The following is a 12,721-nucleotide window of genomic DNA, read 5'->3' as shown; positions in this document are numbered from 1 at the left end:
ATGTAAACTTTAAGATGGTATAAAACAACAAGAAAAACTTAATAATTAATTCATCACTTCAAAATTATTTTTAACTTTATAAGTCATATAATTAAGAGAAATTAAACATGAGTATATCTCAAAATAAAGAGCTGAAACCTCGATTTTATAGTCGTGATTTGCTCTCAGGTCTGGTTGTTTTCCTTGTTGCACTTCCGCTTTGTTTGGGCATAGCTCATGCATCAGGTGCACCACTCATTTCAGGCATTATTGCTGGCGTGATTGGTGGAATCGTTGTTGGTTTTTTTAGCGGCTCACATATCAGTGTATCTGGCCCCGCTGCAGGCTTAGTGGCGATTGTATTGACCCAAATTGAATTACTACAAGGTAATTATCAAGCCTTTTTGTTCACATTGTTTTTAGCTGGAATTTTACAAATATTATTTGGTATTTTTAGGTTAGGTGTTTTCTCAAATTTCGTACCCACCAATGTGATTTTGGGATTACTTGCCGCGATTGGTCTGTTACTGATTATCAGTCAATTACCTAAATTGATTGGTTTGGACGTCAAAGGATTTGCTTTGATTGATCAATGGTCAATTCAATCTGTGCTGAGTCATATTGATATCGGCTCAGGATTAATTGGTCTGAGTTGTATTGCGTTAATTCTACTGTGGGATAGTAGTAAATTAAAAAAACTGCCGCTGCCTTCAGCCTTGATTGCGGTGATATTTGCTGGACTTCTTAACTTTATCATGTTGAAAATCGGCTCTCCATATGCAGTAAACCCTCAACAATTGATTAATCTTCCGAATATCTTTTCTGGTTCAGAAACGATTTTCCAGTTTCCAGATTTTTCGTATTGGAATAATAGTTTAATTTATACGGGTGCGATTACATTAGCGGTGGTGGCTTCTCTTGAAACACTATTGAATTTAGAAGCTGCCGATAAGATGGATCCACAGAAGCGTTCATCACCACCGAATCGTGAATTATTTGCACAGGGTGTTGGAAACTCTATGTCAGGATTGATCGGTGGTATGCCGATTACATCAGTCATTGTTCGTAGTTCAGTGAATGCAACCAGTGGAGCTAAAACCAAATTTTCTGCAATCTTTCATGGTTTTTTACTGATTGTTGCAGTGGTGGCGCTCACCCCATTGATTAATGCGATACCGCTATCTTCATTGGCAGCAATCTTAATCTTGACTGGATTTAAATTGGCAACACCAAGCCTATTTAAACGGATTTATGCGCAAGGTTGGAAACAATTTTTACCTTTTATTGTCACGGTAGTTGCAATCATTGCAACTGATTTACTGAAAGGCATCATGATTGGTCTAGTGATCAGTTTATTGATTATCTTACAGAATCATTTACACCGTGGTGTACGTGTGATCCATGAAAAACATTTGCATGGCTCACTTACCCGTATTGAATTAGCACCGAATTTAAGTTTTTTAAATCGTGCCGCACTCGTCACCGCTTTAGAAAAAATTAAACCACATGAAACGGTGCTAATCGATGCATCCAATACCTATTATATTGATCCAGATATCTATCAAATTATTAAGGACTTTCAAAGTGAAGTGGCGGTAAAGCAGGGGGTAAAAGTTAATTTACAGGGTTTTAAAGCACATTATCCTGAAATAAAAGAGGACGAGCTCGATCTTGATGTGAGTACGCAAGAACTTCAAAAACAGCTCAGTCCTGATCAAGTTTTACAGATGTTAAAAGACGGGAACTTGCGTTTTATTAATCATCAGCGTTTACACCATAATATTGCTCGCCAGATTCAAGTTACGTCAAATGCAGGGCAACATCCTATTGCAGCAGTGTTGGGTTGTATGGATTCTAGAGCACCGACAGAGCGCATTTTTGATGTAGGAATCGGTGATTTATTCAGTTTGCGTATTGCTGGTAATATTGCTGGTCAAAAAGTCGTAGGGTCTTTAGAGTTCGCATGTAAAACCAAGGGTTCAAAACTGATCGTGGTATTGGGGCATACGGACTGTGGAGCGGTAGGATCTGCTTGTCATTTATTTGAGCAAAAGGTGGATTTGAGTCAACTGAAAGATACACCGAACGTTCAGCATTTCTTGAAGCCGATTATGCAGGCGGCAGAAACAGTCAAAAATGATATGAGTAATTATCAACTTACAACCAATTTTATTGATGCTGTAACCGTGTTAAATGTGCGAAATAATATTAATTATATTATTAAAAATAGTGACACGCTAAGAGACATGATTGAGCGTAAAGAGATTGGGATTGTTGGCGCAATCTATGATGTGAAATCTGGTCAAGTCAACTTTTTATCTTAAATGATCTCATTTCATCAGTAAGTGATATTAAAAACCTCCCAAATGGGAGGTTTTTAATTTATCCATTAATCATGGGGACAATCCAGCTGGTTAAGATCAATAAAATCCCGAGATGACCTAATTTTCGTGAAATTTTTACGAATTTTGGAACTGATTGTTCGATCTTTTGTGCATAGTCTTGTAGGTTGGCAGCTTTAGTTTGGCGGCTATGCCACAAGAATACGGCAAGATCGATACAGATGAGAATAGTGCCCACATCAGCGACTACGTCTAAAACTTTAAATTCTTGAGTATAAAAACCGAGAGTAACTTGATAAATGAGGAATATCGCAAATGCGATGGCTGCACATTGCAGCACTAAAGCTAAACCACGCATAAGTACAAAGCATAAAACCAATAAGATGCAAGGTTTATAACATAACTCTACCGCCTAACGAATGATCTCACAATTTTTTTTACGCCTAGATTTGAACTCAATCATGATTAGCACTAAATAAGATTTGGTAAGATCAAGCTGAATGCGATCGTGCCTAAACCTATTTTTGACAAATGATATGCATAAGACTTTGGTGCTTTGGCATCATTCATCTGCTGTTGAACCAATTCAGTTTTATTTTGAGCATCGGCTGGTTTGAGGTTGAATCCCAGCTCAAGCAAAATTAAAAATAAACCTAGCTGTAATAAGATATCGAATGAGTAATGTTGCTGAATAATCATGCTCATGATTTGAGTGAAAACCAAAACAGCAACTGCTAGAAAAAATAATCTAAAAAAATAAATTTGAGCCATGACAAACTCCTATTTTATGTTCTGATCATGGCGTTTAATTCTTAAAGAATAATTAAAATCACACAGTGAAAATGTAACAAGATCATTTCACAAAGTATTTAAATTAACTTGTTCGATCACCAATGTTCGCCAGGAAATAGTCGGGCATATGCACGCTGTACAATGTTTAATTTCTCTTGGCGACCGACAGAAGCAGTAGAGCTTGGAAATAAATTAAATCCAATCGACATCAATTTATTATTAATATCAGGTGCAATTGCATAAGTAATTGATGCAAGTTTTCCAAGACCAGTCGCTACCTTTTTTGGACGGTTCACAATAGCACCAGCGATTAAATCTGCAGCTTGATTCGGTGAAAGTGCTGGCACGTATTTATATATTTTAGTTGGAGCGATCATCGGCGTTCTGACCAAAGGCATGTAGACCGAGGTGATAGCGATATTATGCGCATGTACTTCAGCTGATAGGCAACGGCTAAATGCATCCAATGCAGCTTTTGAAGCGACATATGCAGAGAAGCGTGTAGCATTGGCTAATACACCAATTGAACTAATATTAATAATATGTCCACGTTCACGGTCTATCATATGTGGAAGGACATTTAAAATGAGGCGAACAGCACCAAAATAGTTGAGTTGCATCGTACGTTCAAAATCATGAAAACGGTCGATGGACTCATGGACTGCACGGCGAATCGAACGACCTGCGTTATTAATTAGAATATCAATATGTGTGACGCTATTGAAGATTTGTTGCGTTACAGCATCGATTGAACTCATATCATTCAAATCACAAGGAAAAATGTCAGCTTTTCCCCCTTTTTGCTCAATCTCATATTTTACTTGTTGTAAAGTTTCCTCAGTTCGTGCCACCAATAATACATGCGCACCTGCCGCAGCCAATTGATGTGCAACAGTTAAACCGATACCACTGGACGCGCCTGTAATCAGAATATTTTTTCCATGGACACGTTTTTTAAAACGCTGTTCTAATTTTTTATTCACTTCATTCTCCCTATAAATGCAATGAATTGTGCAACACGCATTTTTCAACGTGTCATACAAATCAGCATAGTGGAAAAATGAAAATAATCCATGGCATAAGTTTATGAATTCATTGTAAAATTTAGAGTAAATGCTCTAATTTTTTGTTGTGGTAATAGGAGTAAAAAAACTGAAAAAAGACGATATGGTAAATGAGGATAAAGCCCCAATCATGAGGCTTTATTTCTAATGTATTATCAAGATTAAACTTGAGCGAGCGCTTGTTCTAGGTCGGCAATTAAATCGTCCGCATGTTCGATTCCAATGGATAAGCGAACCATATCCGTAGAAACGCCAGCAGCTTTTAACTCTTCTTCATTCAGTTGGCGATGCGTTGTGGTTGCTGGGTGGCATGCTAAGCTTTTTGCATCCCCGATATTCACCAATCGTGTGAATAATTGTAGGGCATCAATAAAGCGAGTTCCGCCTGCTAAACCATCTTGTACACCAAATGAAAGAATTGCTGAGGGTTTGCCCTTAACGTATTTCTGAGCTAAAGCATGTTGTGGGTGATCAGATAATCCTGCGTAATTTACCCATTTTACTTTTGGATGAGCTTGTAAATATTGAGCAACTTTTAAAGCATTTTCAGTATGCCGTTCCATACGTAGACTTAATGTTTCTAAACCTTGTAGGATTAAGAAAACATTTTGTGGGCTAATCGCTGCACCTGTGTTGCGTAATGGCACGACACGAGCACGTGCAATATAAGCTGCTTCACCAAGCGCTTCGACATAGTTCACGCCGTGATAGCTTGGATCGGGAGTATTTAATGCTTTAAAACGATCTGGATATTTACCCCAAGGGAATTTACCGCTGTCAACAATGATACCGCCGATCGAATTACCATGTCCGCCGATGTACTTGGTTAGAGAGTGAACAACAATATCTGCACCAAATTCAAAAGATTTTTGAAGCACTGGTGTAGCAACCGTATTGTCCACAATCACAGGAATGCCAAGTTCATGTGCAAGCTTAGAAATCGCTTCTAAGTCAATAATATTGCCGAGTGGATTACCAATAGACTCAACAAAGACTAATTTAGTTTTTTCATCAACAAGTGCCCGCAAACTTTCTGGATTTTGATAATCGAAGAAGCGCACTTCGATCCCTTGTTTTGGTAGCGTATGTGCAAATAAATTATATGTACCACCATAAAGTGTAGATACAGAAGCGATATTGTCCCCAGCTTCAGCAATGGTTTGAATGGCATAGGTAATGGCTGCCATACCTGATGCAAGTGCTAATGCGCCGATCCCACCTTCGAGTGCAGCAATACGTTGTTCAAGCACAGCAGTCGTTGGGTTCATAATCCGTGTATAAATATTCCCAGAGACCTTTAAATCGAATAGGTCTGCGCCATGTTGCGTATTATCAAATGAGTAAGAAGTCGTTTGATAAATGGGTACCGCAACTGCTTTAGTCGTTGGTTCAGGTGAGTATCCAGCATGGATGGCGAGGGTTTCGTCCTTATATGTCATTTTGAGATCTTCTTGAGGTTTAAAAATTGTTCAATGAGAATATAGCACCCTAATCATATTATAAAATTTATAAAATATTGAAAAAGTTATCTAAAATTCTCATATGTTGCTCATTTAAAAGCCATATTCTTGTGCACTTTGAATGGTGAATTTGATGAAAAAATAAACTTGTAACATTCCATGCAAGTTCGGGCGTATGGCTTATGTTTTTATCGTATTCATCGTATAATGCTCCGTAATTATTTGTCCGCGATTTGTATTTACAGCGGATTTTGTTTTTTTTATAGAGGAGTCCTACGTGGCCCAATATATTTACACGATGAACCGTGTGTCTAAGATGGTTCCGCCTAAGCGCGAAATCCTTAAAGACATCTCTTTATCATTTTTCCCAGGCGCTAAAATTGGTGTTCTTGGTTTAAACGGTGCAGGTAAATCAACCTTGCTTCGTATTATGGCGGGCGTAGATAAAGATTTCTCTGGTGAAGCTCGTGCACAACCAGGTATCAAAATCGGCTACCTTGAGCAAGAGCCGCCATTAGATGAAACAAAAGACGTTCGTGGCAACGTTGAAGATGGCGTTCGTGAAGCACTTGATGCATTAGCTCGTCTTGATGAAGTTTTCGCTGAATATGCAGCTGAAGATGCCGACTTTGATGCACTTGCAAAAGAGCAGGAAAAGCTTGAAGCAATTATTCAAACTTGGGATGCGCATAACTTAAATAACCAGCTTGAACAAGCAGCGGCAGCATTAAACTTGCCAGCTTGGGATGCTGATGTCACTAAATTGTCAGGTGGTGAGCGCCGTCGTGTGGCACTTTGCCGTTTGCTCTTGTCTAAACCAGACATGTTGCTTCTTGACGAACCGACGAACCATTTGGATGCATCATCTGTTTCATGGTTGGAACGTTTCTTAAAAGACTTCCCAGGTACAATTGTTGCGATTACGCATGACCGTTATTTCTTAGATAACGTTGCTGAGTGGATTCTTGAGCTTGACCGTGGTATGGGTATCCCTTATCAAGGTAACTATTCTTCTTGGTTAGAGCAGAAAAATGCCCGTTTAGAGCAAGAACAGAAGCAAGAAGAATCTTTTGCTAAAGCATTGAAAAAAGAACTTGAATGGGTTCGTTCTAATGCAAAAGGTCAGCAAAAGAAAAATAAAGCACGTATGGAGCGCTTTGAAGAGCTTAACTCTCGTGAATTCCAACAACGTAACGAAACGTCTGAAATCTACATTCCACCTGGTCCACGTCTAGGGAACAAGGTTGTAGAAGTTGAAGGCATCAGCAAATCGTTTGGTGATCGTACACTTTACAAAGATTTATCTTTTGTTGTTCCACCTTGTGCGATCGTGGGTATCGTGGGTGAGAACGGTGCGGGTAAAACTACACTATTCCGTATGATGACAGGTGAATTACAACCTGATACAGGTACGGTAACGCTAGGTGAGTCAGTTAAAGTGGCTTACGTGGGTCAGATTCGTGACACCTTAGATAACAATAAAACGGTTTGGGAAGAAGTTTCTGGCGGTTTAGATATCTTACGTATTGGTGAATATGAAATCGCATCACGTGCGTATATTGGTCGTTTTAACTTTAAAGGCCAAGATCAGCAGAAGCGTGTAGGTCAATTGTCAGGTGGTGAGCGTAACCGTTTACAACTTGCGAAAATTCTACAAATGGGTGCAAACGTTATCCTTCTCGATGAACCATCGAACGACTTGGATATCGAAACTTTACGTGCCCTTGAGGATGCAATTTTAGTATTCCCAGGTACTGTAATGGTCATTTCGCATGACCGTTGGTTCCTTGACCGTATTGCAACGCACATCTTGTCATTCGAAGGTGAAACACCAGAATTCTTCACAGGAAACTATGCTGAGTTCGAAGAATACCGTCGTAAACGTGATGGCGATGATTTAGTGGCTAAGCGCCAGAAATATCGCAAAATTGGTGGTTAATTCCATCTAATAAAAAAACCAGCCTTCAGGCTGGTTTTTTTATAGTCAATTTATAACATCCTCTTGGGTCGCAAGTATTCCAACTGCTACTAGAGGTGTGCCGACAATGACGATCGGTAAAGTAATAATATCGAAAGTTAGCGCGAGGGGAGTAAGAATAACTGCTGCGAGTGTGCGTGCTGCAGAATCTTTTCGTTGAACAATATATGTTTTTTCTAATGAAATCGGATAGGGTTTAGAGAGTTTGTGCTGAATATTCTCTGAACTGGTCGGCTGATAAATTTTTCCTTTAAATTTAATCTTCATAGCAGGGTATGCCATTCTGTTACTTTTTCCGATTTTTGTAACTATAGTTTCATTAAACCCTTTAGCTTGGATTTTTTTAAGATTATTATATTCCATAGTGTATGTAGGGGATGGGTGGATAAAAGTAAGTTCACCACTGAAAGAGGGAGTATTCTGAGCTATATGGAAAACTATAGGGGGTTTATTATGGAGTAGCCTTTCATCAGCTGGAAAATTTTGAATCAGTTGTAAAAGCTGCTCTCCACCTTCTGTAATAAGATATGAATAATTTTCACCTAAAAATAACAGCCCCTGTTCACTATCTATGGTTTTAATTTGAGCAATAGCGATCATTTTATCTTCTTGTTTTATTGTTCTGGTTTTAGTTGTTTCAGTGTCAAGAAACATTACTTTTGGTGTGGCGATGCATCCACTGATGCACAATGTTAAAAGAAAGCATATAGTTTTACTTAAATATGTTGTCATTTGATTCTCAAGATTGTTCTATTATATTGATGAAAAATATTAACTGTTTAAAAGTGGGTGTTCTGTTTTAAATTTAGTTTTTAAGCGTGTTTTGAATTTATTATTTAAATATTAACGATTTGAATAAGCTGTCTTAAGCGCTATGAAAGGGTACGTACGGCTAAACTAACCGTACGTTTAATTCAGAAAAATTAATTTTCCCATTCGTGATTACATTCACGACATTTCCATTTCTTTTGAGATTGCATGAAGGCTTGCATCGAAATTTTGAAATCTGGTAAATCTTTCCAGAACATCACACCCGCAATCACTGCAATTAAAAATACGATCACAGTTGCAATTTGAAGTGTCTCACCAGCACCATTACTAAAAATCATCAGTACAACGCTAATAATGACCAATAATAGGAGTAAAAATAAGGTTGGTACGAGGATGATTAAGCTTTTAGGAACATTTGGTCGTACAGCAGGTGCATTGGCACTTGCTAAAGGAAGAATTTTACGACTTTGACATTTAGGGCATTGGTACTGCATGAGCGCTCCGTATTTCTTTTGCTTAATTCTATAACATCGAAACTAAAATCAAAAATGTATAGATGAAAAAAAACCACTGATCGAGGTCAGTGGTTTTTTAGAATTTGGCGTCCCTACGGGGATTCGAACCCCGGTTACCGCCGTGAAAGGGCGATGTCCTAGGCCTCTAGACGATAGGGACTTATGAGGCAACACAGTCAATGCTATAAAAGCAATCTAGGTATCAAGCTAAGTGCTCAATCTGTGTGAGCGCTATATTAGGGATATAACACTCATGCGTCAATAAAAAAATTAATTAAGCTTCATCAACTGCATCATTTTTCGGCAATTTTAAGCTTTCATTCAATTTTTCCCATACTTTAAGCTCTTTTTTACTTGGACCGCCAACGATTTCGAGTGCATGACGCAGGCGAGCAAAAGTCAAATCAGGACCAATGGTCACCATGGTTTGCATCACTGGCGTTGACGCAGTAGAACCCGCAATGGCAATAAAGAACGCAGGCATAAAGTCACGTAATTTAATTTCCATTTGTGCAGCTAAATCCATTAGCGTTTGGCTAACAGTGTCATTATTCCAAGTAAATAAGCTTTCTAAGCGCCAAATTGCAAATTGTAGGCTTTGACGAACTTGCTCTTCAGATAGCTTTTTACTTTCGAATTGTTCTTTAGACAGTGTAGGGAAGTGATTAAAATAATGTGCTGACCAATTCACTGCTTCAGACAATAGGTTAATACGTGGTTGAATTGCAGCCGCAATTTCTTCTAACTTGGCACGATCTGCCTTCCACGCCAATAAAGTATCTAAAAGCTCAGCAGGGCTAAGTGCTTTGATCCATTGACCGTTTAACCAATTGAGTTTTTCTACATCGAAAATTGGACCCCCAAGCGATACACGTTGGATGTCAAAATTCTCGATCATCTCAGCCAAATTGAACTTTTCGCGTTCATCTGGCATTGACCAACCCATGCGACCCAAATAGTTTAATAATGCTTCTGGTAATACACCGATATCTTTGTAGTAATTGATTGAAGTTGGGTTTTTACGTTTAGATAGTTTTGACTTATCAGGGTTACGTAAAAGTGGCATGTGACAAAGCACAGGCATTTCCCAACCAAAATATTGGTAAAGCAATTGGTGTTTAGGTGCCGATGGAATCCATTCTTCACCACGAATCACGTGAGTGATTTCCATTAAATGGTCATCAACAACGTTTGCTAAGTGGTAAGTTGGTAGGCCATCGGTTTTCAGCAGAATTTGCATGTCGACTTGTGCCCATGGGATTTCTACTTCGCCACGCAGTAAGTCATTAAATTTACAAATTCCTTCTTCAGGTACTTTCATGCGAATAACATGCGGTTCGCCAGCCGCTAAACGTCTTTCAACTTCTTCTGGTGTATGTTTTAGACCACGACCATCATAACGAGGAGATTCACCACGTGCTTGTTGTTCTGCACGCATTTGATCTAATTCTTCAGCAGTGGCAAAACAATAGAATGCATGACCTTTTTTTACCAGTTCTAACGCATATTTTTTATAAATATCCATACGTTCAGATTGACGATATGGCGCATGAGGACCACCCACATCTGGACCTTCTGACCAATTTAACCCTAACCAGCGCAATGAATCGAGAATCATTTTTTCTGATTCAGGTGTTGAGCGGAGTTGGTCGGTATCTTCAATACGTAAGATAAATTCACCGCCATGCTGTTGAGCAAAACATAGGTTAAATAATGCGATATAAGCAGTACCTACATGGGGGAAACCTGTAGGAGATGGTGCAATACGAGTACGAACTGTCATAGCCAGAAAAAGTTATCAAATAAAGATTGGTTTTATTATAGCAAAAAGCCCAGTGGCTTAATGATTAATTCATTAAATCGGACTGGGCTAAATTTGGCTCAATTGGGGAGACTGAGAAAAATGGTGCTTAAGATGTGTGCTGAGGAAATAAACTTTGTAAAAAACGCGAAAACTGTTGGTGTTGCGATGCTAGGAAGTTTTGCGTTGGAGCATTCTTAATAGAGGTGATCACTTTAATCTGATCCATCTCTGAAGAAGGTTTGTTCTCAGCACGTTCACGTTTTTGTTGAGTCAATGCACGTTCGATAGGTGTTAAAGACTTTTCAGCAACATTAGAATTTTGTAGTGATTTAGCAGAGTTTTGTAACACTGCTGCATGTGTCTGACTCATGCCGAAAACACATAAAGTTAAGCTTAACGCTTGTAAATAGCACAAATTCATTTCAATTTTCCCCTATTTTGAATTTATTGTAAGAGTAATTAGGTTTACATTTTAACCAGAAAATTCACAAAAGTACAAATGCATCACACTTTCTTACAATTTGTTATTCAACAATCCTTAAGTTACTCAACCTGTAGCTGAAATAAATTTTGCCTCTTTTTATCAATAAAATATGGAGATTTGGTGAAGATATGATGTTATGCGGTAAATTTTAAAGAGAATTTAAGTGATAAAAATGCAATTCATATGAAGTAAATGTATATAAAATTTAGATATTTACAATGATTTAATTCATCTATTGAATACATTGTGACTGAAGTAAATAAAAAATATAGTGCAATTCATAAATGTAATAAAAAAGAGATTTTAATGAATAAGCACTTTTTCAATAAATTATTGGGCACAATGAGTCTTGGGGCATTGTTGTTCAGTATGACTGCACAGGCGAATACATCGTTTTTAAATGTTTCTTATGATCCCACTCGCGAATTTTATCAAGAATATAACCAAAGTTTCGGTGAGTTTTGGAAAAAACGTACTGGTCAAGACGTACAATTCAAGCAATCTCATGGTGGATCTGGGAAACAAGCACGTGCTGTAGCAACAGGATTACAAGCAGATGTTGTGACCTTGGCACTTGCAAATGATATTGAAGAAATTGTAAAAGCTGGTTATGTCAATAAAAATTGGCAAAAAGAATTTCCTAATAATTCAGCACCCTACACATCTACCATTGTTTTTTTAGTAAAAAAAGGCAATCCGAAAAATATCAAAGATTGGAATGATTTAGTTAAGCCGGGTGTTGAGATCATTACCCCAAACCCAAAAACAGGTGGTGCGCCACGTTGGATTTATTTATCTGCATGGGGCTATGCGCTTAAACAGCCTGCCGGAAATGATGCCAAAGCTCGTGAGTTAGTCAAACGACTATACAAAAATGTCAAAGTGTTAGATTCAGGAGCCCGTGGATCACTCACGACTTTTGCTGAACGTGGAATTGGTGATGTTTTACTGTCTTGGGAAAATGAAGCGCTCTTAGCGACGCAAGGTTTGGGGCAAGATAAATTTGAAATTATTTATCCATCCATTTCAATCCTAGCTGAGCCTTCTGTTGCTATCGTGGATAAAACCGTTGATAGAAATGGGAATCGTAATCTCGCAAAAGGATATCTTAACTATCTGTATTCACCTTTGGGTCAGGAATTAGCAGCTAAACATAATTTTAGACCACGTAATGAAAAAATCGCAGCTAAATACAGTGCTAAATTTCCAAAGGTACAATTATTTACCATCGATAAAGTATTTGGTGGTTGGGCGAAAGCGCAGCAAACGCACTTTGTAAATGGCGCGATTTACGACCAAATTTCAGCAGAAAAATAATCTACTTTTAGCCTTATGTGAATGGATAGCGACATGCTATCCATTTTTTCTTATAAGTAATACATAAAATACTATATATTTGAATATAGATCGTGTTTAAGATGATTTATGAATTAATTCATAAACTTGAAAGGAAAAATGGTAGCAATATAACGTAAACCACATCTCCAAATTAAATTGATGAATATGATTTTATTTCATATATTTAGCTTAAT

Annotated in this window: 11 protein-coding genes and 1 tRNA gene; 3 read left to right on the top strand and 9 right to left on the bottom strand. The window is 38.0% G+C overall.

Annotation, left to right across the window (positions count from 1 at the left end; translation table 11 throughout):
• Window positions 1-107: 107 nt before the first annotated feature.
• Window positions 108-2,303 (top strand): bifunctional SulP family inorganic anion transporter/carbonic anhydrase, encoded by a 2,196-nt coding sequence (locus tag FTV17_RS08095; protein ID WP_179998876.1) that lies wholly within the window; start codon window positions 108-110, stop codon window positions 2,301-2,303.
• Between the two features lie 58 nt (window positions 2,304-2,361).
• Here the strand turns inward: FTV17_RS08095 and FTV17_RS08090 are convergent, their stop codons facing one another.
• From FTV17_RS08090 to FTV17_RS08075, 4 genes are all read right to left on the bottom strand, one after another.
• Entirely contained in the window at window positions 2,362-2,679 is a 318-nt protein-coding gene (locus FTV17_RS08090) for a hypothetical protein (protein ID WP_092767300.1), read from the bottom strand.
• A gap of 113 nt (window positions 2,680-2,792) precedes the next feature.
• Window positions 2,793-3,092 (bottom strand): hypothetical protein, encoded by a 300-nt coding sequence (locus FTV17_RS08085; protein WP_179998875.1) that lies wholly within the window; start codon window positions 3,090-3,092, stop codon window positions 2,793-2,795.
• 116 nt (window positions 3,093-3,208) lie between these two features.
• Window positions 3,209-4,096, bottom strand: coding sequence for an SDR family NAD(P)-dependent oxidoreductase (locus tag FTV17_RS08080; protein ID WP_179998874.1), 888 nt, complete (start codon window positions 4,094-4,096; stop codon window positions 3,209-3,211).
• Window positions 4,097-4,338: 242 nt separating this feature from the next.
• Window positions 4,339-5,616 (bottom strand): O-acetylhomoserine aminocarboxypropyltransferase/cysteine synthase family protein, encoded by a 1,278-nt coding sequence (locus FTV17_RS08075; protein ID WP_179998873.1) that lies wholly within the window; start codon window positions 5,614-5,616, stop codon window positions 4,339-4,341.
• Window positions 5,617-5,914: 298 nt separating this feature from the next.
• Between FTV17_RS08075 and ettA the strand changes: the two genes are divergently transcribed.
• Window positions 5,915-7,576: an energy-dependent translational throttle protein EttA gene (gene ettA, locus FTV17_RS08070; RefSeq protein ID WP_035263944.1), complete on the top strand. Its 1,662-nt coding sequence runs from the start codon at window positions 5,915-5,917 to the stop codon at window positions 7,574-7,576.
• A gap of 45 nt (window positions 7,577-7,621) precedes the next feature.
• On the opposite strand, the gene FTV17_RS08065 is transcribed toward ettA, so the two are convergent.
• The 5 genes from FTV17_RS08065 to FTV17_RS08045 form a co-directional block, all read right to left on the bottom strand.
• Entirely contained in the window at window positions 7,622-8,347 is a 726-nt protein-coding gene (locus tag FTV17_RS08065; RefSeq protein WP_179998872.1) for a hypothetical protein, read from the bottom strand.
• A gap of 191 nt (window positions 8,348-8,538) precedes the next feature.
• Entirely contained in the window at window positions 8,539-8,880 is a 342-nt protein-coding gene (locus FTV17_RS08060) for a membrane protein (protein WP_035263946.1), read from the bottom strand.
• A gap of 105 nt (window positions 8,881-8,985) precedes the next feature.
• Window positions 8,986-9,061, bottom strand: a tRNA-Glu gene (locus tag FTV17_RS08055).
• A 114-nt stretch (window positions 9,062-9,175) separates the two neighbouring features.
• Window positions 9,176-10,684, bottom strand: a complete 1,509-nt coding sequence (gene gltX, locus FTV17_RS08050) for a glutamate--tRNA ligase (RefSeq protein ID WP_179998871.1) — start codon at window positions 10,682-10,684, stop codon at window positions 9,176-9,178.
• A gap of 127 nt (window positions 10,685-10,811) precedes the next feature.
• The gene (locus FTV17_RS08045; RefSeq protein WP_179998870.1) at window positions 10,812-11,126 is read right to left on the bottom strand and encodes a DUF4179 domain-containing protein; all 315 of its coding nucleotides are present in this window, start codon (window positions 11,124-11,126) and stop codon (window positions 10,812-10,814) included.
• Window positions 11,127-11,531: 405 nt separating this feature from the next.
• Between FTV17_RS08045 and FTV17_RS08040 the strand changes: the two genes are divergently transcribed.
• Window positions 11,532-12,506 carry a sulfate ABC transporter substrate-binding protein gene (locus FTV17_RS08040; RefSeq protein WP_179998923.1) on the top strand — a complete coding sequence of 325 codons (975 nt, stop codon included), beginning with the start codon at window positions 11,532-11,534 and terminating at the stop codon, window positions 12,504-12,506.
• The last annotated feature ends 215 nt before the right edge of the window (window positions 12,507-12,721 follow it).

The sequence above is a fragment of the Acinetobacter sp. YH12239 genome, assembly GCF_013417635.1.
Classification (GTDB): Bacteria; Pseudomonadota; Gammaproteobacteria; order Pseudomonadales; family Moraxellaceae; genus Acinetobacter.
This window is presented reverse-complemented; position numbering and strand designations above follow the sequence as displayed.

Coding starts and splice junctions, on each gene's coding strand:
- gltX (WP_179998871.1), bottom strand. CDS start 10,684: ATGACAGTTCGTACTCGTATTGCACCATCTCCTACAGGTTTCCCCCAT.
- FTV17_RS08065 (WP_179998872.1), bottom strand. CDS start 8,347: ATGACAACATATTTAAGTAAAACTATATGCTTTCTTTTAACATTGTGC.
- FTV17_RS08075 (WP_179998873.1), bottom strand. CDS start 5,616: ATGACATATAAGGACGAAACCCTCGCCATCCATGCTGGATACTCACCT.
- FTV17_RS08090 (WP_092767300.1), bottom strand. CDS start 2,679: ATGCGTGGTTTAGCTTTAGTGCTGCAATGTGCAGCCATCGCATTTGCG.
- FTV17_RS08085 (WP_179998875.1), bottom strand. CDS start 3,092: ATGGCTCAAATTTATTTTTTTAGATTATTTTTTCTAGCAGTTGCTGTT.
- FTV17_RS08040 (WP_179998923.1), top strand. CDS start 11,532: ATGAGTCTTGGGGCATTGTTGTTCAGTATGACTGCACAGGCGAATACA.
- FTV17_RS08095 (WP_179998876.1), top strand. CDS start 108: ATGAGTATATCTCAAAATAAAGAGCTGAAACCTCGATTTTATAGTCGT.
- FTV17_RS08045 (WP_179998870.1), bottom strand. CDS start 11,126: ATGAATTTGTGCTATTTACAAGCGTTAAGCTTAACTTTATGTGTTTTC.
- FTV17_RS08060 (WP_035263946.1), bottom strand. CDS start 8,880: ATGCAGTACCAATGCCCTAAATGTCAAAGTCGTAAAATTCTTCCTTTA.